Source organism: Pseudomonas sp. JV241A, from assembly GCF_900275665.1.
In the GTDB taxonomy this organism is placed as follows: Bacteria; Pseudomonadota; Gammaproteobacteria; order Pseudomonadales; family Pseudomonadaceae; genus Aquipseudomonas; species Aquipseudomonas wadenswilerensis.
Map to the genome: position 1 here is coordinate 1 of NZ_OPYO01000009.1, position 19,196 is coordinate 19,196.

Here is a 19,196-nt window from a genome sequence, read left to right on the forward strand (position 1 = left end):
CTTTGGCAGTGTCGATTCCAACAGAAGACAACATGGCTGAACCCTCTTACACTCAGTTGTGAGAGCGCTCTGGCTTGGCCCACGCTTGTGATTCGAGAGGCGCTCAATCAACTGTTCGGGCTCGGGCCAGAGTGGAGAGGTGAATGGCAGCTTTGCTCCCACACGTGCTTTAAGCACTACCGGCGTACAGCTTGCCATTCACCGCTCTCACTTCTGATTCTATTCCTACCTCAAGACACAAGCCGGCGTTGCCGGCGATGGGCTGCGAAGCAGCCCCAAGTTCAGAGAATACTGATCGGGTAACTGATGATCAGCCGGTTCTCATCAAAGGTATTGGTGCTGTAGTCCCGGCGCATGGTCGAGTTACGCCACTTGAGCGACAGGCTCTTCAACGTCCCGGACTGGATCACATAGGCCAGCTCCGACTCCCGCGCCCATTCCTTGCCATCGGTGATGGCGCCGGTATGCACGTTGTCGCCGCTGATGTAGCGGTTCATCAGGGTCAGCCCGGGCACGCCGAGGCCGGCGAAGTTGTAGTCGTGACGCAACTGCCAGGAGCGCTCCTGGGCGTTGTCGAAGCTTGAGTTGTAGCTGTCGTTGGCCAGGGTGCCACCACTGGTGCCATTGACCCGCATCCAGGCATCGTCGCCGCTGACTTTCTGCAGGCCAACATAGAAGGTACTGGCGCCGTACTTGGCCGAGAGCATCGCCGAGGCGGTGCGGTTGTCCAGTTTGCCGGCGCGTTCGGCGCCGTCTTCCTTGCCGATGAAGTAGCCGAGGTTGGCGCCCAGGGTCCAGTCGCCCAGCGGCTGGCTGTGCACCAGGTTGAGGTACTGCTGGTTGTAGATGTCCTTGAGTTCGGCGTTCCACAAACCGATCATCGTGCGCTTGTCGTTGAAGCTGTATTCGCCACCGGCAAAGTTGAAGCGGTCGGAGGTGAAGGCCGCCCGGCCGTTCATCGACATGTCTTCCATGCTCGCGTCATTGCGCGGGCTGTTGCCGCGGAACTGCCCGGCATACAGGGTCAGGCCGGTGATTTCCTGGGAGGTGATCTGCCCGCCGCGGAAGGTTTGCGGCAGCGAGCGGCCGTCGTCCGAACGCAAAATCGGCAGCACCGGCATCCATTCACCAACCTTCAGTTCGGTGTTGGAGATCTTCGCTTTCAGTGCCACGCCGAGACGGCCGAAATCGTCGGCCGGGCGCCCGTCATCGTGCACCGGCAACAAGTGTGTGCCCGCCGTGCCCTTGCCGCCATCGAGCTTGACCGAGTACAGGCCCAATACATCGACACCGAAGCCGACCAGGCCCTGGGTAAAGCCGGAGCGGGCGTCGAGGATGAAGCTCTGGGTCCATTCCTCGGCCTTGCCTTGCGGGTTGGCCGGGTCGACGAAGTTGCGGTTGATGTAGAAATTGCGCAGGTTGAGGCTGACCTTGGCGTCCTCGACAAAGCCGCCTTCGGCCGCGAGGGCGGGCAGGGCGCAAGTCATGGCCAACAAGCCGGGAAGCAGGTGTCGTGCGGGTGCGGGTGTGATCATCGTCTGTTGTCTCTTGTTTTTATGTAAGCCGAAGCCATCCGCTGCGACGGTTTCAGGTCACAGGCCGGGCTACGATCTTTTGGGGGTACGCTTTGGAAAAGCTGCGAAGCGATGGTGCGGCGGCGGGCGGGGGTGAATCAATTCGTTACAGGCGGAATTGGGCGATAATCGAACGGTAACTGGTTGGTTAATTCATCATCGCGGGGGCAAGCCCGCCCCTGCAGGCGATTGCATAAAAAAGCCCACCGCAAGGGTGGGCTCTTTCACAACGCAAACACTCAGCCTTTCGGCGTCTGGGCTGCGGCCTGCTGCGCCTGACCGGTCTGCTCGTACCAGCCGCCACCGAGGGCCTTGTACAGGTTGACCTCGCTGACCAGCTGCGACAGGCGATCACTGATCAACGACTGCTGGGTGTTGAACAGCTGACGCTGGGCGTCGAGGAAGGTCAGGTTGCTATCGATACCAATGCGGTAACGACGCTCGGCCAGGCGGTAGTAGTCCTGGTTGGCGGCAACCAGGTCGCGCTGGGCCTGCAACTGCTGATTGAAGGTCTGGCGCGCGGCGAGGCCATCGGAGACTTCCTGGAAGGCGGTCTGGATGGTTTTCTCGTATTTCGCGACGTTGATGTCCTTCTGGATCTTCGAGTAGTCGAGGCTGGCACGCAGGGAACCGGCGTTGAAGATCGGCAGGTTGATCTGCGGCTGGAACAGCCAGGTGCCCGAACCACCCTTGAACAGGCCACCCATGTCCGGGCTCAGGGTACCGGCGTTGGCAGTCAGGCTGATGCTCGGGAAGAACGCTGCGCGGGCGGCGCCGATGTCGGCATTGGCGGCCTTGAGCAGGTGTTCGGCTTCCTGGATGTCCGGGCGGCGTTGCAGCAGGTCGGACGGCAGGCCCGCCGGGACTTCGGCCAGCAGGTCGCTGTCGAGCTTCTGCGCCGCCGGCAGGTTGGCCGGCACGCCGGTGCCGAGCAGCACGGTCAGGCTGTTGAGGTCCTGGGCAACCTGGCGCTGGAACTGCGCCAGCTTGACCCGCGCGCCTTCAACCGAAGTACGTGCCTGGCTCAGGTCCAGGGCCGAAGCCACACCTACTTCATTACTGCGCAAGGTCAGCTGGTAGCTTTCCTCGTAGGTCTTGAGGGTGTCTTCGGTCAGCTTGAGCAGCGCCTGGTCGGCCTGCCAGGTGAAGTAGGCGTTAGCCACACTGGCCACCAGGCTGATCTGCGTCGAGCGCCGCGCTTCTTCGCTGGACAGGTAGATTTCCAGTTGCTGCTCGGTCAGGCTGCGCACCCGGCCGAACAGGTCGAGCTCGTACGCGCTGACCCCGAGGGTCGCCGAGTACTGGCTGCTGATACTGGATTCACCGGTTTGCGACATGTTTGCCGGCATCCGCTGACGGCTGCCGCTGCCATTGGCCGAGACCGCCGGGAACAGGTCGGCCCGCTGGATGCGGTACTGCGCGCGGTAGGCATCGATGTTCAGCGCCGCGACCTTGAGGTCGCGGTTGTTGACCAGCGCGCTCTGGATCAACTGCTGCAGCGCCGGGTCATGGAAGAACTGACGCCAGCCCTGTTCGGCGGCAGCCACCTCGGCCGACTCGGTCGGCGAGTAGGCAGGGCCTTGCGGCCACTGCGCGGCCACCGGCGATTCCGGGGTCTGGTAGTCAGGGATCAGCGAGCAGCCGCCAAGAATGAAAGCGGTTACTGCCAGGGACAACAGGGACTTACTCATTGCCCGGCCTCATAGCGTGGAGTTTCAGGGGTGGCGTCTTCTTCGGGCTTCTTGCTACCGAATAGCGACGACACGCTTACGAAGAACAATGGCACCCAGAAAATTGCCAGTACGGTGGCGGTCAGCATCCCGCCGATTACCCCGGTACCGATGGCGTGCTGGCTACCCGAGCCTGCGCCGCTGGAGATGGCCAACGGTACTACGCCGAGGATGAACGCCAGCGAGGTCATGATGATCGGCCGCAGACGCATCCGGCAGGCTTCGATGGCCGCATCCATCAGGCTGCGGCCCTGCTCGTGCAGTTCCTTGGCGAACTCGACGATCAGAATCGCGTTCTTCGCCGCCAGGCCGATGGTGGTCAACAGGCCCACCTGGAAGTACACGTCGTTGGACAACCCGCGCAGGCTGGTAGCCAGCAGCGCACCGATAATCCCCAGCGGTACCACGAGCATGACCGCGATCGGGATCGACCAGCTTTCATACAGCGCCGCCAGACACAGGAACACCATCAGCAGCGACAGGGCGTACAGCGCTGGCGCCTGGGAGCCGGACAGCCGCTCCTCGTACGACAGGCCCGTCCAGGAGTAACCGATACCCGCCGGCAGTTGCGCGGCCAGGCGCTCGACCTCGAGCATGGCTTCACCGGTACTGTAGCCAGGGGCTGGCGCACCGAGGATTTCCATGGCTTCTACACCGTTGTAACGCGACAGCTTCGGTGCCCCGTAGATCCACTCGCCCTTGGCGAAGGAGGAGAACGGCACCATTTCGCCGGCGGCGTTGCGCACGTACCACTTCTGCAGGTCTTCCGGGCTCATCCGTGCACCGGCTTCACCCTGGATGTAGACCTTCTTGACCCGACCGCGGTCGATGAAGTCGTTGACGTAGCTGGCACCCAGGGCAATCGACAGGGTGTTGTTGATGTCGGCAATGGTCACGCCCAGGGCACTGGCGCGCTCGTCGTCGACGGTCAGCTGGTACTGCGGTTCATCGTTCAGGCCGTTCGGGCGCACTGCCGAAAGGATCTTGCTCTGCGCGGCCATGCCGAGGAACTGGTTACGCGCTTCCATCAGCTTGTCGTGGCCGACACCGGCACGGTCTTGCAGGAACACGTCGAAACCGGTGGCGTTACCCAGCTCCAGTACCGCAGGCGGGGCAAAGGCGAACACCATCGCATCGCGGAAGCTGAAGAAGTGCTGCTGGGCACGGTTCGCCAGGTTGAACACGTTGTTCTCGGCAGAACGCTCGCCCCACGGCTTGAGCATGATGAACGCCATGCCCGAGCTCTGGCCACGACCGGCGAAGTTGAAGCCGTTGACGGTGAACACCGAGGCAACGGTATCGGCTTCCTTGTCGAGCAGGTAGCTGCGCATCTCGTCGATCACCACCTGGGTGCGCTCGGCGCTGGAACCGGCCGGGGTCTGCACCTGGGCGAAAAGAACACCCTGGTCTTCTTCAGGCAGGAACGCCGTTGGGATCCGGGTGAACAGCCAGATCATGCCGACCACGATCAGCAGGTAGGCCAGCAGGTAAGGGGCCTTGTGCCGCAACATGTTGCCGACACCGCGCTCGTAGCTGCGCACGCTGCGGTCGAAGTTGCGGTTGAACCAGCCGAAGAAGCCGCGCTTGGCAACGTGGTGCTCGCCCTTGGCAATCGGCTTGAGCATGGTTGCGCACAGCGCCGGGGTGAAGATCAGGGCAACCAGTACCGACAGGGCCATGGCCGAGACGATGGTGATCGAGAACTGTTTGTAGATCACCCCGGTGGAGCCGCCGAAGAACGCCATTGGCAGCAATACTGCCGACAGTACCAGGGCAATACCGACCAGGGCACCCTGGATCTGGCCCATGGACTTCTTGGTCGCTTCCTTGGGTGACAACCCCTCTTCGGCCATCACCCGCTCGACGTTCTCCACCACGACGATGGCGTCGTCCACCAGCAAGCCGATAGCCAGCACCATGCCGAACATGGTCAGGGTGTTGATGCTGAAGTCCGCCGCGGCAAGGATGCCGAAAGTACCCAGCAACACCACCGGTACGGTCATGGTGGTGATGATGGTGGCGCGGAAGTTCTGCAGGAACAGGTACATCACCAGGAACACCAGCACGATCGCTTCGATCAGGGTGTGGATTACCCCGCTGATCGATTCGGTCACGACCGGCGTGGTGTCATACGGGAACACCGCCTTCATGCCTTCCGGGAAGAACGGTTCCAGGTCGGTGATGGTTTGACGCAGGGCCTTGGCGGTATCCAGGGCGTTGGCGCCGGTGGCCAGTTTTACTGCCAGGCCGGAAGCCGGCTTGCCGTTGAACTGGGCGCTGATCGCGTAGTTCTCGCCACCCAGGCCGACCTTGGCGACATCGCCCAGGCGCACCTGGGAGCCATCACGGTTGACCTTGAGCAGGATCTTCTCGAACTGCTCGGCAGTCTGCAGGCGGGTCTTGCCGATGATGGTGGCGTTGAGCTGGGTGCCTGGCAGGGCAGGCAGGCCGCCGAGCTGGCCGGAGGACACCTGGACGTTCTGCGCGGCCACGGCGGTACGCACGTCGACCGGGGTCAGCTGATACTTGTTCAGCTTGGCCGGGTCGAGCCAGATACGCATGGCGTACTGGGCACCGAACACCTGGAAGTCACCGACACCGGCCGTGCGCGAGATCGGGTCCTGCATGTTGGAGACGATGTAGTTGGCCAGGTCGTCCTTGGACATGCTGCCGTCTTCGGACACCAGGCCGATCACCAGCAGGAAGTTCTTCACCGCCTTGGTCACGCGGATACCCTGCTGCTGCACTTCTTGCGGCAGCAGCGGGGTGGCCAGGTTCAGCTTGTTCTGCACCTGGACCTGCGCGGTATCGGGGTTGGTACCCTGCTCGAAGGTCGCGGTAATGGTCATGCTGCCGTCGGAGTTACTTTCCGACGATACATAACGCAGGTTGTCGATACCGTTGAGCTGCTGCTCGATCACCTGGACCACGGTGTCCTGCACGGTCTGCGCCGAGGCGCCCGGGTAGGTCACGGCGATGGCGATGGCCGGCGGCGCGATGCTCGGGTACTGGTTGATTGGCAACTTGAGGATCGACAAGGCGCCGACCAGCATGATCACCAAGGCGATCACCCAGGCAAAGATCGGGCGATCGATAAAGAATCTCGACATGGTTTATTCCCCTTTGGCCCCTGCAGTCGTTGCATTGGCCTGGGTTGGCTGGGCAGGCTTGACGTTGGTGGCTTCGCTGACCTTGACCTCGACGCCCGGCTTGACGAACTGCAGGCCTTCGGTGATCAGGCGGTCGCCCGGGTTCAGGCCTTCCTCGATCAGCCAGTCGCTACCCACGGTACGGCTGGCCTTGAGCTGGCGCAGTTCGACCTTGTTGTCCGGGTTGACGATCAACGCGGTCGGCTGGCCCTTGAGGTCGCGGGTCACGCCTTGCTGCGGTGCGAGGATGGCTGCGCTGTTGACCCCGGCGGCCAGGCGCGCGTGGACGAACATGCCCGGCAGCAGGTTGTGCTCAGGGTTGGGGAACACGGCACGCAGGGTGACGGAGCCGGTGGTCTGGTCAACCGAGACTTCGGAAAACTCCAGGCGACCTTCCTTGCCATAGGTGCTGCCGTCTTCCAGGGTCAGGGTGACCTTGGCGGCGTTGTCGCCGACCTTCTGCAACTGGCCGCTTTCCAGTTCACGGCGCAGCTTGAGCAGCTCGGCCGAGGACTGGGTAACGTCGACGTAGATCGGGTCGAGCTGCTGGATCACTGCCATCGCTTCGGCCTGGCCATTGTTGACCAGCGCACCTTCGGTAACCGAAGAGCGTCCGACGCGACCGCTCAGCGGGGCCAGGACCTTGGTGTAACGCAGGTCGATTTGGGCGCTGCGCAGCGAGGCTTGAGCCTGCAAACGTTTGGCGTTGGCGTCGTCGTATTCCTGGCGGCTGACAGCCTGTTCGCTGACCAGTTGCTTGTAACGGTTGGCCAGCGAGCTGGTCGATTGCAGGTTGGCCTGGGCACTAGTCAGGGTCGCCTCGTACACCGACGGGTCGATCTGGTACAGCTGCTGGCCTTCCTTGACTTCGCTGCCTTCCTTGAACAGGCGCTTGAGAATGATGCCGTTGACCTGGGGTCGAACCTCGGCAATGCGGTACGCGGTGGTACGGCCTGGGAGATCGGACGTCAGGGTATAGGCCTGGGTTTGCAGGGTTACGACGCCGACCTGAGGAGCTTGCGCCGCAGGCGCCGCCTCTTCCTTTTTACAGCCGCTGAGCAGTGTTGCCAGGGCGACGGCGGAAACCAGAGCGGTAACAGCTGGCTTGAATTGCATGAAGATCCTCGGGTCGCAAGAGCTGAAGACGCTCAAGAATAATGGAAAGGGTGCGCTATAAAAAATGCTGTCGAGTGGATAAATAGCTTGCTAAGGAATATACTTACATTCATGGTTGTTTGTAAATACCTCGCAGGCGAAGCGTTCAGCCGATGCGAGCCCCCAAATTAATACAGCCGGTAACAGCCTGCAGAGGCTGACCCGGTCCGACTCCCAGGCACCCAGCGTGCGTGCCCGGGCCTGATGAGGTTGTACTGCCATGGTCCGTCGAACCAAAGAAGAAGCCCAGGAAACCCGCGCCCAGATTCTCGAGGCCGCGGAAAAGGCCTTCTACAAGCGCGGGGTAGCGCGTACCACCCTGGCCGATATCGCCAAAGAGGCGGGCGTGACCCGCGGCGCAATCTACTGGCACTTCAACGACAAGGCCGAACTGGTGGAGGCCATGCTCGACAGCCTGCACGAGCCGCTGGACGCCCTGGCCCGGGCCAGTGAAAGCGAGGATGAAGTCGACCCGCTCGGCTGTATGCGCAAGCTGCTGGTGCGGTTGATGCACCAGATGGTGCTCGATCCGAAAACCCGGCGAATCAATGAAATTCTGCATCACAAATGCGAGTTCACCGATGATATGTGTGAGATCCGCCAGCAACGGCAGTCCTCGACGATCGAATGTCATGCCCATATCGCGTTGTCGCTGGGCAATGCAGTCAAGCGCGGGCAACTGCCCGCCGACGTGGACCCGGAACGCGCGGCATTGGCCATCTACGCCTATATAGACGGGCTGATTCGCCGCTGGCTACTGCTGCCCGACAGCTTTGACCTGCTGAACCAGGCCGAGCAGTGGATCGATACCGGGCTGGATATGCTGCGCTTGAGCCCCGCCTTGCGCAAATGACACTTTGTGAAGCTTTGTGATCATTTGTTTCTACGCCGGTTATAAAGGTCCTACTGGCGGCCGCGCAATTGCCTGTCAGGCAAGGCCAGCGCCGCCGTCAGCCCCAGCAGCGAAACCGTAGCACTGGCGAGCAGCAGGTTGCGAAAGGTCAACAGCAACTCGGCCTGCATCGCCGCGGTCGGCTCGCCAGCCTGCAGGCTGCCAAGCAGGGCATCGCCGGCCAGGTTCAGGCCGCCCTGGGCAAGCATCGCCAGCAGCAGGGTCGACATGCAGGCCACGCCCATGGCCCCGCCCAGGGAGCGGAACAGGTTGGTGGTGCTGGTGGCCACGCCGATATCCCGGGGCTCGACCGCACTCTGGGTCGCCACCAGCGAAGTGGGGAATTGCAGGCCCGAGGCGATCCCGGTCAACAGCATGAACACCCCACTGAACCAGGCCGCCTGCGGCGGGCTGAAGGCCATGCCGACGATGGCAAACGGCATCAGCAGGGCGCCGCCGAGAATCTGCGGCTTGTAGCGCCCGGTGAAAGTGGTAAGGCGGCCGCCGCAATAGGCGCCGATCGGCAGGCCGATGGCCAGCGGCAGCAAGTGCAGGGCCGCGCTGTCGGCGCCGGCACCGGTGATGCTCTGATAGCGCAGCGGCATCAGCATGGTCAGCGAAATGGCCTGGAAGCTGGTGAAGAAGATCGTGCACCAGCACAGGGTGGCGATGCGATTGGCGAATAGCTTCAACGGCAGCAGCGGTTCGGCGGCGCGTTGCTCATGAAGCACGAACAGCAGCAGCCCGATCAGTGCACAACCGAGCAGGCTGGCAACTTGTGCAGAATCCCAGGGCTGGCCCTGGCCGATCAGGGAGATGCCCAGCAACAGGCTGCCCAGGCCGAGAATCAGCAGGGCGGCGCCGAGGTAATCGACCTGCGCTTTGTGCGTTGGTACCTGCAGGCTGCGCAGGGCACGGCGCGTCACCCACCAGGCGGTCAGGCCCAGGGGCAGGTTGAGCCAGAACACCCAGCGCCATGACAGGTATTCGGTGAGCAACCCGCCCAGCACTGGCCCGGCGACGCTGGCCAGGGCGTACATGCTGCTGAAGTAACCCTGGTAGCGACCACGTTCGCGCGGCGGCACAAAGTCGCCAATGATCGCCTGGCTGACCGAGACCATGCCGCCGGCGCCGACACCCTGCAGCACCCGCGCCAGCACCAGTTGCTCCATGTTCTGTGCCAGCGCGCAGAAAATCGAGGCCAGGGTAAAGAGCGCGGTGCCGGTAAGGATCATCCGCCGCCGGCCATACAGGTCACCGAGTTTGCCGTAGATCGGCACGGCCACGGTCATGGCCACCATGTAGCCGGAAATCACCCAGGCCAGCAGGCCGACATCGTTGAATTGCGCTGAAATCGCCGGCATCGACACGGCGACGATGGTCTGGTCGAGGGCGCCGAGAAAGATCGCCAGCATCAGCGCGACGAGCACGCTGCGCAGTACCGGTTGCGGAGTGTTCAGTTGAGTCACGGGCCAGCTCTGGGGCAGGTAAGGCCCGCAGCCGATCAGCTGCGGGAGCAGGTGCCGACCAGTCTACTCGATAGCTTGCTAAGCGTCTTCCTCGATAGCCTCGTAGGGCAGGCCGACATAGTTTTCTGCCAAGGTCGTACGACCGGCTTTAGAACTGACGTAGTACTCAAGCTCGGTTTGCTGGATACGCTGGCTGAAGGCATCGCTGTCAGGAAAGCGGTGCAGGATCGAAGTCATCCACCAGGAAAAGCGCTCGGCCTTCCAGATCCGCCGCAGGCAGATCTGCGAGTAGCGCTCGAGCAGGTCGGTACGCCCTTCGCCGTAGACCTTGCGCAGGATGTTGTACAAGGTGCTGACATCGCTGGCCGCCAGGTTCAGGCCCTTGGCGCCGGTGGGCGGGACGATGTGCGCGGCGTCGCCGAGCAGGAACAGCTTGCCGTACTGCATGGGTTCGACCACGAAGCTGCGTAGCGGCGCGATGCTTTTTTCGATCGAAGGACCGGTCACCAGGCGTTCGGCCAGATCCGCCGGCAGGCGCGATTTGAGCTCGGCCCAGAAACGCTCATCGGACCAGTCCTCGACCTTCTCTTCAGCGCCCACCTGCACGTAGTAACGGGTGCGGGTCGGCGAGCGCAGGCTGCACAGGGCAAAGCCGCGTTCGTGGCGGGCATACACCAGCTCGTCGCTGACCGGCGGGGTGTCGGCCAGCACGCCGAGCCAACCGAAAGGGTAGACCCGTTCGAAAACCTTCAGTGCTTCGGCGGGAATCGATTGCCGGGCGATGCCGTGGTAACCGTCGCAGCCGGCTATATAGTCGCAGTCCAGGCGCTGCACTTCGCCGTCCTTTTCGAACGTCAGGTAAGGACGCTCGGACTTCAGGTCATGGGGCCGGACGTTATCGGCTTGATAGACAGTGACGGCGCCGCAGGCTTCGCGCGCGGCCATCAGATCGCGGGTAACTTCGGTCTGGCCGTAGATCATGACGCCTTTGCCGCCGGTCAGGCCCTTGAGGTCGATATGTTCGCGGCGCCCGTCGAAGGCCAGTTCAAAACCGCTGTGGGGCAGGCCCTCGGCGTCCATGCGCGCGCCGACCCCGGCTTCGCGCAGCAACTCGACCATTCCCTGTTCCAGTACCCCGGCGCGAATGCGCCCGAGTACGTAGTCGGCGCTCTGGCGCTCGACGATGACGTTGGCGATCCCGGCCTTGTGCAGCAACTGGCCGAGCAGCAGGCCGGAAGGGCCTGCACCGATAATTGCGACTTGAGTCTTCATTGTTGTTATCCCAGGCAAGCTTCAGCGCAGGGCCGAAAGCAGCTTATGATTGTTGTGCTTGCATTTTTCGCTTGGAAACCCGAGCGAAGAAGGGATAAAACAGGCGTATAGCAGTACTTTTCACCAATCAGTGCGATTATCGGGCATCGGCCCGGGAGCCAATCAACAGATGAGCAAAGCCTCGATCCCGGTGTTCAAGCTCTACGGCGAGCCGTTGCAGTGGCCTACCCCGGACCTGCTGCACTGCGAGTCGATCCCGGCGCGCAGCCGCTTGCATGACTGGGAAATCGAACCCCATCGGCATGCCGACCTGTGCCAGTTGCTGTTCCTTTATGAAGGGCAGGCCGAGATCGAGGTGGAAGGTCAGGTGCGGCGCCTGGATCAGGCGGCGATTCAGGTGGTGCCGGCGTTGTGTGTGCATGGTTTTCGCTTTTCCAGCGACGTCGATGGCTACGTGGTAACCCTGGCAGCACCCCTGGTGAGTCTGCTGCACACGCAGCTGGCAGGCGCGCCGGCGGCCCTGGCCCAGGTCGGTACTTATCTGGCGGGCGACGATCGTACTTACTTGTACAGCCTGTTCAGCGCCTTGCAGCAGGAGTACCAGCAGGGCCAGCCCGGGCGCGACTTGCAGTTGCGCTCATTGATCAACCTGCTAGTGGTGTGGATCAGCCGACAATGCTTGCAGCACCATGGCCAAGGTCTTGCGGTGGCGCGCGGGCGTGAGTATCTGGAACGCTTCAACAGGCTGGTGGAGCAGCAGTTTCGCCAGCAGCCGAGCGTCGAGGCGCTGGCCTATGAGGTGGGGATTTCGGTAGCGCACCTGAACAGCATCTGCCGTGAGCTGGCCGGGCAGTCGGCCTTGCAGATCATCCATCAACGCTTGTTGCTCGAAGCCAAGCGCGAGCTGGTCTACACCAGCCTGAGCATCAAACAACTGGCCGACAGCCTGGGCTTCGCAGATCCTGCGTATTTTTCGCGGTTCTTCCGTCGCCTGACCGGCAAGGCCCCCAGCGACTTTCGTTACCAGGCCCCGCAGTCACCTACTTGAGTGCGCTCAGCGTCGCAGTGTGCGGCACGCAATGGGCCAGGCTGCAACTGGCGGCAGAGTAGGGTTGGTTGCGGATCTGCTCGACCCGGTAGGCTGCGGCGGCATACAGCCCGACCACAGCGGCCATGGCACAGATAACGGCGCATTTTCTGGATTTGACGCCCATGATGCTGACCTCCTGCAAATCACGTACAGGTGCTATTCAAAGCATAGGTCAGCCTGGCCGGGTATGCCCGGTTTAGAGCAGGTCCTGGTCCCAGATCGGCTCGGCGGTAAAGCGCTCGGCGAGAAAGTCGAGCATGCTGCGCAGGGTGGCCGGCATGTGCTTGCGCGAGGTGTACACGGCGTTGAGGTTCAGCTCCCGCGGCTTGGCCTGGGGTAGCAGGCGAATCAGTTCGCCGCTGCGCAAGGCGCCGGCTGCCTGATAGGTCGGCAGCATCGCCACGCCGGCGCCGGCCAGTGCCGCCCGTTGCAGGGTCATGGCTTCGTTGGCGCTGATGTTGCCCTGCACCGGTACCGACACTACCTCGCCAGCCACGTCGAAATGCCAGAGGCTGCGGCCGAAGTAGGAGTGGGTCAGGCAGTTGTGCTGGCTGAGCTCCTGCACGTGCTGCGGCGCCGGGTGCTGGTGCAGGTAGGCGGGGGAGGCGCAGATCACCGAACGGCACACGGTCAGGCGCCGGGCGATCAGGTTCGGGTCCAGGTCGTTACTGGTGCGGATCGCCAGGTCGATGCGTTCATCCACCAGGTTCACCGTGCGGTCGAGCATCTGCAGGTCGATTTTCACCCCGGGGTAGCGTTTGACGTAATCGGCCACGGCGTCCATCAATTGCGCCTGGCCGAACGAGGTACTGACGCTGATACGCAGTTCGCCGCGCGGGGCATCGTTCGGGGTGCTGACGGCCGCCTGCAGGTCACCGGCAAGCTCGAGCATCTGCCGGCAGCGCGGCAGGGTTTCCTGGCCGGCGGCGGTCAGGCTCAGGCGGCGCGTGGTGCGTTGCATCAGGCGCGCCCCCACCCAGTCCTCAAGTTCGGCGAGATACCGGGAAACCACCGGTCGGGAGAGTTCCAGGTGGTCGGCGGCGGCCGATTGGCTGCCCAGGTCGACCACGCTGACGAAAACCCGCATTGCTGTCAGACGATCCATGATTTGCACGCTTTCAGAAACAAACTAATCCTAAGCATCGCATTTTTTGTGACGGATCGTGCAACTAAGCTGTTGTTCATCGCCCACTTCACAGGAATCGCCTTGATGCCTCGTTCGTTTTCCCTGCGCCGTCTGTTGCTGGCTTTCGCCACCCTTGGGGTTATGGCCCAGGCTGCGGCCGCCGAGCCGCTGAACCTGGATGTCTACAACCCGGGCACCAACGCCTTGTTCCCGGTCAGCTCGGTGATCGTCAGCGGCAAGCATGACGCCATCCTGGTCGATGCCCAGTTCGGCAAGGCCCAGGCCGAGCAGGTGCTGGCCAAGCTGCAAGCGAGCGGCAAGCAACTGACCACCATCTATATCAGCCACGGTGACCCGGACTACTACTTCGGCCTGCAGACCCTGACCGATGCCTACCCCAAGGCCAAGGTCGTGGCCTCGGCGGCGACCGTCGCCCATATCAAGCAGACCATGGACGGCAAGCTGGCCTACTGGGGGCCGCAGATGGGCGCCGACAAACCGGCGAAGCTGATTGTGCCGCAGGTGTTGCAAGGCAATGAGCTGAAGCTTGAAGGCCAGCGCCTGCAAGTGGTCGGCCTCGACGGCCCGCAGCCGGACCGCAGTTTCGTGTGGATTCCGTCGATCAAGGCGGTGGTCGGTGGCGTGGTGGTCGCCGAGAACCTGCACGTGTGGATGGCCGACACGCAGTCGGCGCAATCGCACAAGGACTGGCTGTCGACCCTCAAGCGCATCGAACAGCTCAAGCCCGACACCGTGATCCCTGGCCACTACCTGGGCCAGGGCAGCCGTTCGCTCAAGGCGGTGCAGTTCACCGCAGACTATATCCGTGCCTTCGACGAAGAAACCGCCAAGGCTGGCAACTCCGCCGAACTGATCGCGGCCATGAAAAAACGTTACCCGGACCTGGGTGAAGAGAGCTCGCTGGAGCTCAGCGCCAAGGTCGCCAAGGGCGAGATGAAGTGGTAAGCGTCGTTCAACTCTGACTGGAGATTTCCCATGAGCAAGATCGCAATCATCGGTGCTACCGGCCGTGCTGGCAGCCAGTTGCTGGAAGAGGCCCTGCGTCGGGGTCATAGCGTTACCGCCATTGCCCGTGACACTTCGAAACTGCAGGGGCGCGCCGGGATCAACGCCGTGGCGCTGGACGTCAGCGATGCCGCCGCCCTGGAACAGGCAGTGGCAGGGCACGACGTAGTGCTCAGCGCCGCGCACTTTTCCAGTATCAAACCGCAGGCCATCATCGAGCCGGTGAAGCGCGCCGGGGTCAAGCGCCTGCTGGTGGTGGGCGGGGCGGGCAGCCTGCTGCTGCCGTCGGGGCACAAGGTCATCGACAGCCCGGATTTCCCCGAGGCCTACAAGGCTGAAGCAACCGCCGGTGGTCACTACCTCGACACCCTGCGTCAGGAAAAGGACCTGGACTGGACCTTCCTGTCCCCTTCGGCCGAATTCGTCGAAGGTGCCCGCAGCGGCGCTTACAAGCTGGGCAAGGATCACCTGCTGATCGGTGACAAGGGCAAGAGCTGGATCAGCTTTGCCGACTACGCTATCGCCATGCTCGATGAAGTGGAAACGCCGGCGCACTCGCGGCAGCGCTTCACTGTCGGTTATTGAGGGACTTGGGCCTGCTCGCACAACCAGGCGAGCAGTTCCTGCAACGCGGCTGAAGCCGACCCTTGCGGCCGCACCAGGTAATAGGCCTGGCCGGTGCTGACCTTGAGCGGGAACGGCGTTACCAGCCGCCCGCACTTGAGGTCATCGCCGATCAGCGACCAGTCGCCGATGGCCACACCGGTACCCTGGGAGGCCATCGACATGGCCATGTCCAGGGTTTCAAAATGCTGGCCCTTGCCTTGCCGGGGCAGGCTCGCCCCGGCGGCATCGAGCCAGGCATTCCAGTCGCGCTGGTCGCGGGTCGGGTGCAGGAGCATGTGCTGATCAAGGTCGGCGATCTGCTGCAAGGGCAGGGCGCCGCTCAGCAGTTGCGGCGCGCACACCGGCGTCAGTTGTTCATCGAACAGTTTCTGGGTCTGCAGGCCATGGTTGGGCCGGGCGCCATAGACCACCGCCGCATCGAACACTTCCCGACGAAAATCCACCCCGTGCTGCACCGTAGTGGTCAGCTCCACCGGCACGTCCGGGCGCAACGCTTGCCATTCCATCAGGCGCGGCAGCAGCCAGCGCATCACGCAGGTCGGGGCCTTGAGCTGCAAGGTGGTGCTGCGCGCGCCTACTTGCTGCACCCCTTCCTCGATCAGGGCGAACACCTGCTGCACCCGCGGCAGCCAGTCCTGGCCTTCGCGAGTCAGGCTCAGGCCACGGGCCTGGCGCAGGAACAGCGGATAACCCAGGTGCTCTTCAAGGCCGGCAATCTGACGGCTCACCGCGCCCTGAGTGATGTGCAGCAGTTGTGCGGCGCGGGTGAAGTTGCAGCACTGGGCAGTGACCAGAAAGGTGTGCAGGGCAGGCAGTGGAGGCAGGCGTTTCATCGGCTTGAGCCATGATCTTAGGACATGGCTAGTATGAGCTTTTTTGCATTGTGCAGGTAGCCGTCGGGCGGTCCAATACAGCCTGTTTCCCGAACAATGACAGGCAGACGATCATGGCGACTTGCGGCGAAGTACTGGTCAAACTCCTTGAAGGCTATGGCGTAGACCATGTCTTTGGAATTCCCGGCGTGCATACAGTGGAACTCTATCGCGGGCTGGCAAGCTCGCGCATCCGGCACATCACCCCGCGCCACGAGCAAGGCGCCGGCTTCATGGCTGACGGCTACGCGCGTACCCGCGGCAAGCCGGGCGTGTGCTTCATCATCACCGGCCCGGGCATGACCAATATCACCACCGCCATGGGCCAGGCCTACGCTGACTCGATTCCGATGCTGGTGATTTCCAGCGTGCAGTCGCGTGACCAGTTGGGCGGCGGGCGCGGCAAGCTGCATGAGCTGCCGGCGCAGGGCAATCTGGTGGCAGGCGTGGCGGCGTTTTCCCACACGCTGATGAGCGCCGATGACCTGCCGTCGGTACTGGCCCGCGCCTTTGCCGTGTTCGATGGCGCACGGCCGCGCCCGGTGCATATCGAGATTCCACTGGATGTGCTGGTCGAAGACGCCGATCACCTGCTGGCCTGTGCCCCGGTGCGTATCGCCCGCGCTGGCGCCGCGCCTGCGCCGGTTGCACAAATGGCCGCCATGCTCGCGGCAGCCCGGCGGCCGCTGATCCTCGCCGGCGGTGGTGCCATCGATGCCAGCGCGGCGCTGACCCGCCTGGCAGAATACCTGCAGGCGCCGGTGGCCCTGACCATCAACGCCAAGGGCGTTCTGCCGGCCAGCCACCCGCTGCAGATCGGCTCGACCCAGTCGCTGGTGGCCACCCGTGCCCTGGTCGCCGAAGCCGATGTGGTGCTGGCGATCGGTACCGAGCTTGCCGAGACCGACTACGACGTGACCTTCAAGGGTGGTTTCGAGATCCCCGGTGAGCTGCTGCGCATCGATATCGACCCCGACCAGACCGTGCGCAACTACCCGCCGAAGGTCGCCCTGGTCGCGGATTCGACCCTCGCTACCCAGGCCTTGCTGGTCGCCCTGGCCGAGCAACCGGCACCGGTGCGCGGCGCCGAGTGGGGCGCGGCCCGTGCCGCCCGCTTGCGTGCAGTGCTGGAGGCTGACCGCGACCTGCCGATGCGCAGCCAGACGCGTATGCTCAATACCATTCTCGAAACCCTGTCGGGCGCAGTGCTGGTCGGTGACTCGACCCAGCCGGTGTACACCGGCAACCTGACCCTGGACATGGACCAACCGCGGCGCTGGTTCAACGCCTCGACTGGCTACGGCACCCTGGGTTACGCGCTGCCGGCAGCCATGGGCGCCTGGCTGGGCAGCGCCGAAGCGGTGGCCGATCGCGCGCCGGTGGTGTGCCTGATCGGCGACGGCGGCTTGCAGTTCACCCTGCCGGAACTGGCCAGTGCCCGCGAGGCGCAGGTGCCGCTGATCGTGCTGCTGTGGAACAACCAGGGCTATGAAGAGATCAAGCGCTACATGGTCAACCGCGCCATCGAGCCGGTCGGCGTCGATATCTACACCCCTGATTTTATTGGCGTGGCCAAGGCCCTGGGCTGCAGCGCCGAGTCTGTGGGCGACGTCGCCCAGCTGCGCGAAGCATTGCGTCAGGCCTGCGATCGCAAAGGCCCGAGCCTGATCGAAATCGACCAGGCCACCTGGATGCAGGCGGTGCCAGCATGATCAAGCTGCCTGGTATCTATATCGCAGGCGTCTGGCAGCATGGCCCCCAGGCGCTGACGGTGATCAACCCGAGCAACGAGCAGGTACTGGCCGAAGTTGCCGGTGGCGACGCTGCGGCGGTCGAGCGGGCAACGCTGGCGGCCCGAGCGGCATTTGTCGAATGGTCTACATCCAGCGGGCCGACCCGCGCGGCCATCTTGCGGGCTATTGCCGAGGGTGTCGAGGCGCGCCGCGAGCGCTTGGTACAGCTGCAAGCCAGCAACAACGGCAAGCCGCTGGTTGAAGCCCACATCGATGTCGATGATGTCATCGCGACCTTTCGCTATTACGCGGAGTTGGCGGACAACCTCGGGCGTGACCGCTCGGTGGCCCTGCCCAGCGAAGATTTTGTCGCCCGGGTACGGCGTGAACCGTGCGGTGTGGTCGGTTTGATCGTGCCGTGGAACTTCCCCATGGTCACCACCGCCTGGAAGCTGGCGCCGGCACTGGCGGCAGGCTGCTGCGTGGTGCTCAAGCCTTCGGAAGTCACCCCGCTGGCCGAGCTGGAACTGGCGGCGATCATCGCCGAAGCGGGGCTGCCGGATGGGGTGTTCAACCTGGTCTGCGGTACCGGGCTGGCGGTGGGCGCGCCCTTGGCGGCCGATCCGCGTATTGCCAAGATTTCCTTCACCGGCAGCAATGCGGTGGGTGTGCAGGTAATGCAGCGGGCGGCGGAGACGGTCAAGGGTGTGAGCCTGGAACTGGGCGGCAAATCGCCGTTGCTGGTGCTGGAGGACGCCGACCTGGAACTTGCGGTGGAGCTGGCTTGCCTGGGTGGTTTCTTCAATGCCGGGCAGATGTGTTCGGCCACCAGTCGGGTGCTGGTGGCCGAAGCCCTGTACCCTGCGTTTATCGAGGCAGTGAAGGCCCGTGCCGAAGCGATCCGCGTGGGCGAGCCGTTCAGCGGCGAAAGCGAAATGGGGCCGTTGGTCAATCAGACCCAGTACCAGCGGGTACAGGCGCATATTGCGGCGGGTGTGCAATCCGGTGCCCGGTTGCTCTGTGGCGGTTCACGGCCGGCGCAGCTGCCTTGCGGCTACTTCGTCAGCCCCACGGTGTTCACCGATGTACCGCTGGACAGCGCCTTGTGGTGTGAGGAGATCTTCGGTCCGGTGCTGTGCGTGCGTTCGTTTGCCACTGAAGCCGAGGCGCTGGCGCTGGCCAATGACACCGAGTTCGGCCTGGTGGCCAGTGTGCTCAGCCGTGATTTGCCGGCTGCCGAGCGGGTAGCCAACGCCTTGCAGGCGGGGCTGGTGTGGATTAACGCACCGCAGGTGATCTTCCCGCAGACGGCCTGGGGTGGGTACAAGCAGAGCAGCCTGGGTCGGGAGCTGGGGCCTTGGGGCTTGAGTGCCTTTCAGGAGATCAAGCACGTCGTCAGGGCGGTGTAAAAGCGGACCGCTGCGCGCTCCATCGCCGGCAACGCCGGCTCCCACAGGGTTATCAGCTTGCACTTCTCACTG

At 63.4% G+C, this 19,196-nt stretch carries 15 protein-coding genes; 6 read left to right on the forward strand and 9 right to left on the reverse strand.

Translation table 11 applies throughout. From position 1 onward, the window contains the following. Nucleotides 1-281: 281 nt before the first annotated feature. The 4 genes from JV241A_RS04980 to JV241A_RS04995 all read right to left on the reverse strand — a co-directional run bounded on the left by JV241A_RS04980 (nt 282) and on the right by JV241A_RS04995 (nt 7,569). Nucleotides 282-1,535, reverse strand: coding sequence for an OprD family porin (locus JV241A_RS04980; protein ID WP_134061488.1), 1,254 nt, complete (start codon nt 1,533-1,535; stop codon nt 282-284). 278 nt (nt 1,536-1,813) lie between these two features. Next, nucleotides 1,814-3,265 (reverse strand): AdeC/AdeK/OprM family multidrug efflux complex outer membrane factor, encoded by a 1,452-nt coding sequence (locus JV241A_RS04985; protein ID WP_134061489.1) that lies wholly within the window; start codon nt 3,263-3,265, stop codon nt 1,814-1,816. Next, a complete protein-coding gene (gene ttgB, locus JV241A_RS04990) occupies nt 3,262-6,414 on the reverse strand; it encodes a multidrug efflux RND transporter permease subunit TtgB (protein WP_115085511.1) in 3,153 nt (1,050 codons plus the stop codon). The genes JV241A_RS04985 and ttgB overlap by 4 nt, the downstream gene beginning before the upstream one ends. A gap of 3 nt (nt 6,415-6,417) precedes the next feature. Continuing rightward, nucleotides 6,418-7,569: an efflux RND transporter periplasmic adaptor subunit gene (locus JV241A_RS04995; RefSeq protein WP_115085512.1), complete on the reverse strand. Its 1,152-nt coding sequence runs from the start codon at nt 7,567-7,569 to the stop codon at nt 6,418-6,420. 259 nt (nt 7,570-7,828) lie between these two features. Between JV241A_RS04995 and JV241A_RS05000 the strand changes: the two genes are divergently transcribed. Next, complete coding sequence (locus tag JV241A_RS05000) at nt 7,829-8,461, forward strand: TetR family transcriptional regulator (RefSeq protein ID WP_115085513.1); 633 nt, start codon at nt 7,829-7,831, stop codon at nt 8,459-8,461. Between the two features lie 50 nt (nt 8,462-8,511). Here JV241A_RS05000 and JV241A_RS05005 read toward each other — a convergent pair whose 3' ends face one another. Both JV241A_RS05005 and pobA read right to left on the reverse strand, forming a co-directional pair. Further along, entirely contained in the window at nt 8,512-9,969 is a 1,458-nt protein-coding gene (locus tag JV241A_RS05005) for an MDR family MFS transporter (protein ID WP_275670874.1), read from the reverse strand. Nucleotides 9,970-10,047: 78 nt separating this feature from the next. Next, nucleotides 10,048-11,241, reverse strand: coding sequence for a 4-hydroxybenzoate 3-monooxygenase (pobA, locus tag JV241A_RS05010; RefSeq protein WP_115085514.1), 1,194 nt, complete (start codon nt 11,239-11,241; stop codon nt 10,048-10,050). Between the two features lie 169 nt (nt 11,242-11,410). On the opposite strand from pobA, the gene JV241A_RS05015 reads away from it, so the two are divergent. Next, nucleotides 11,411-12,289, forward strand: coding sequence for a helix-turn-helix domain-containing protein (locus JV241A_RS05015; RefSeq protein ID WP_134061490.1), 879 nt, complete (start codon nt 11,411-11,413; stop codon nt 12,287-12,289). Here JV241A_RS05015 and JV241A_RS27400 read toward each other — a convergent pair. Together JV241A_RS27400 and JV241A_RS05020 are read right to left on the reverse strand one after the other, a co-directional pair. Continuing rightward, nucleotides 12,282-12,455 (reverse strand): hypothetical protein, encoded by a 174-nt coding sequence (locus tag JV241A_RS27400; protein ID WP_166675649.1) that lies wholly within the window; start codon nt 12,453-12,455, stop codon nt 12,282-12,284. The two genes, JV241A_RS05015 and JV241A_RS27400, sit on opposite strands and share 8 nt — an antisense overlap. 72 nt (nt 12,456-12,527) lie before the next feature. Beyond that, the gene (locus tag JV241A_RS05020) at nt 12,528-13,436 is read right to left on the reverse strand and encodes a LysR family transcriptional regulator (protein WP_134061491.1); all 909 of its coding nucleotides are present in this window, start codon (nt 13,434-13,436) and stop codon (nt 12,528-12,530) included. Between the two features lie 105 nt (nt 13,437-13,541). On the opposite strand from JV241A_RS05020, the gene JV241A_RS05025 reads away from it, so the two are divergent. Both JV241A_RS05025 and JV241A_RS05030 read left to right on the forward strand, forming a co-directional pair. After that, nucleotides 13,542-14,423 (forward strand): MBL fold metallo-hydrolase, encoded by an 882-nt coding sequence (locus tag JV241A_RS05025; RefSeq protein WP_115085517.1) that lies wholly within the window; start codon nt 13,542-13,544, stop codon nt 14,421-14,423. 30 nt (nt 14,424-14,453) lie between these two features. Then, nucleotides 14,454-15,068 (forward strand): NAD(P)-dependent oxidoreductase, encoded by a 615-nt coding sequence (locus tag JV241A_RS05030; RefSeq protein WP_115085518.1) that lies wholly within the window; start codon nt 14,454-14,456, stop codon nt 15,066-15,068. On the opposite strand, the gene JV241A_RS05035 is transcribed toward JV241A_RS05030, so the two are convergent. After that, entirely contained in the window at nt 15,062-15,943 is an 882-nt protein-coding gene (locus tag JV241A_RS05035; protein WP_134061492.1) for a LysR substrate-binding domain-containing protein, read from the reverse strand. The genes JV241A_RS05030 and JV241A_RS05035 overlap by 7 nt on opposite strands. Before the next feature lie 113 nt (nt 15,944-16,056). On the opposite strand from JV241A_RS05035, the gene JV241A_RS05040 reads away from it, so the two are divergent. Next, a complete protein-coding gene (locus JV241A_RS05040) occupies nt 16,057-17,694 on the forward strand; it encodes a 5-guanidino-2-oxopentanoate decarboxylase (protein ID WP_134061493.1) in 1,638 nt (545 codons plus the stop codon). Continuing rightward, the gene (locus JV241A_RS05045; protein ID WP_134061494.1) at nt 17,691-19,124 is read left to right on the forward strand and encodes an aldehyde dehydrogenase family protein; all 1,434 of its coding nucleotides are present in this window, start codon (nt 17,691-17,693) and stop codon (nt 19,122-19,124) included. The genes JV241A_RS05040 and JV241A_RS05045 overlap by 4 nt, the downstream gene beginning before the upstream one ends. Nucleotides 19,125-19,196: the final 72 nt, after the last annotated feature.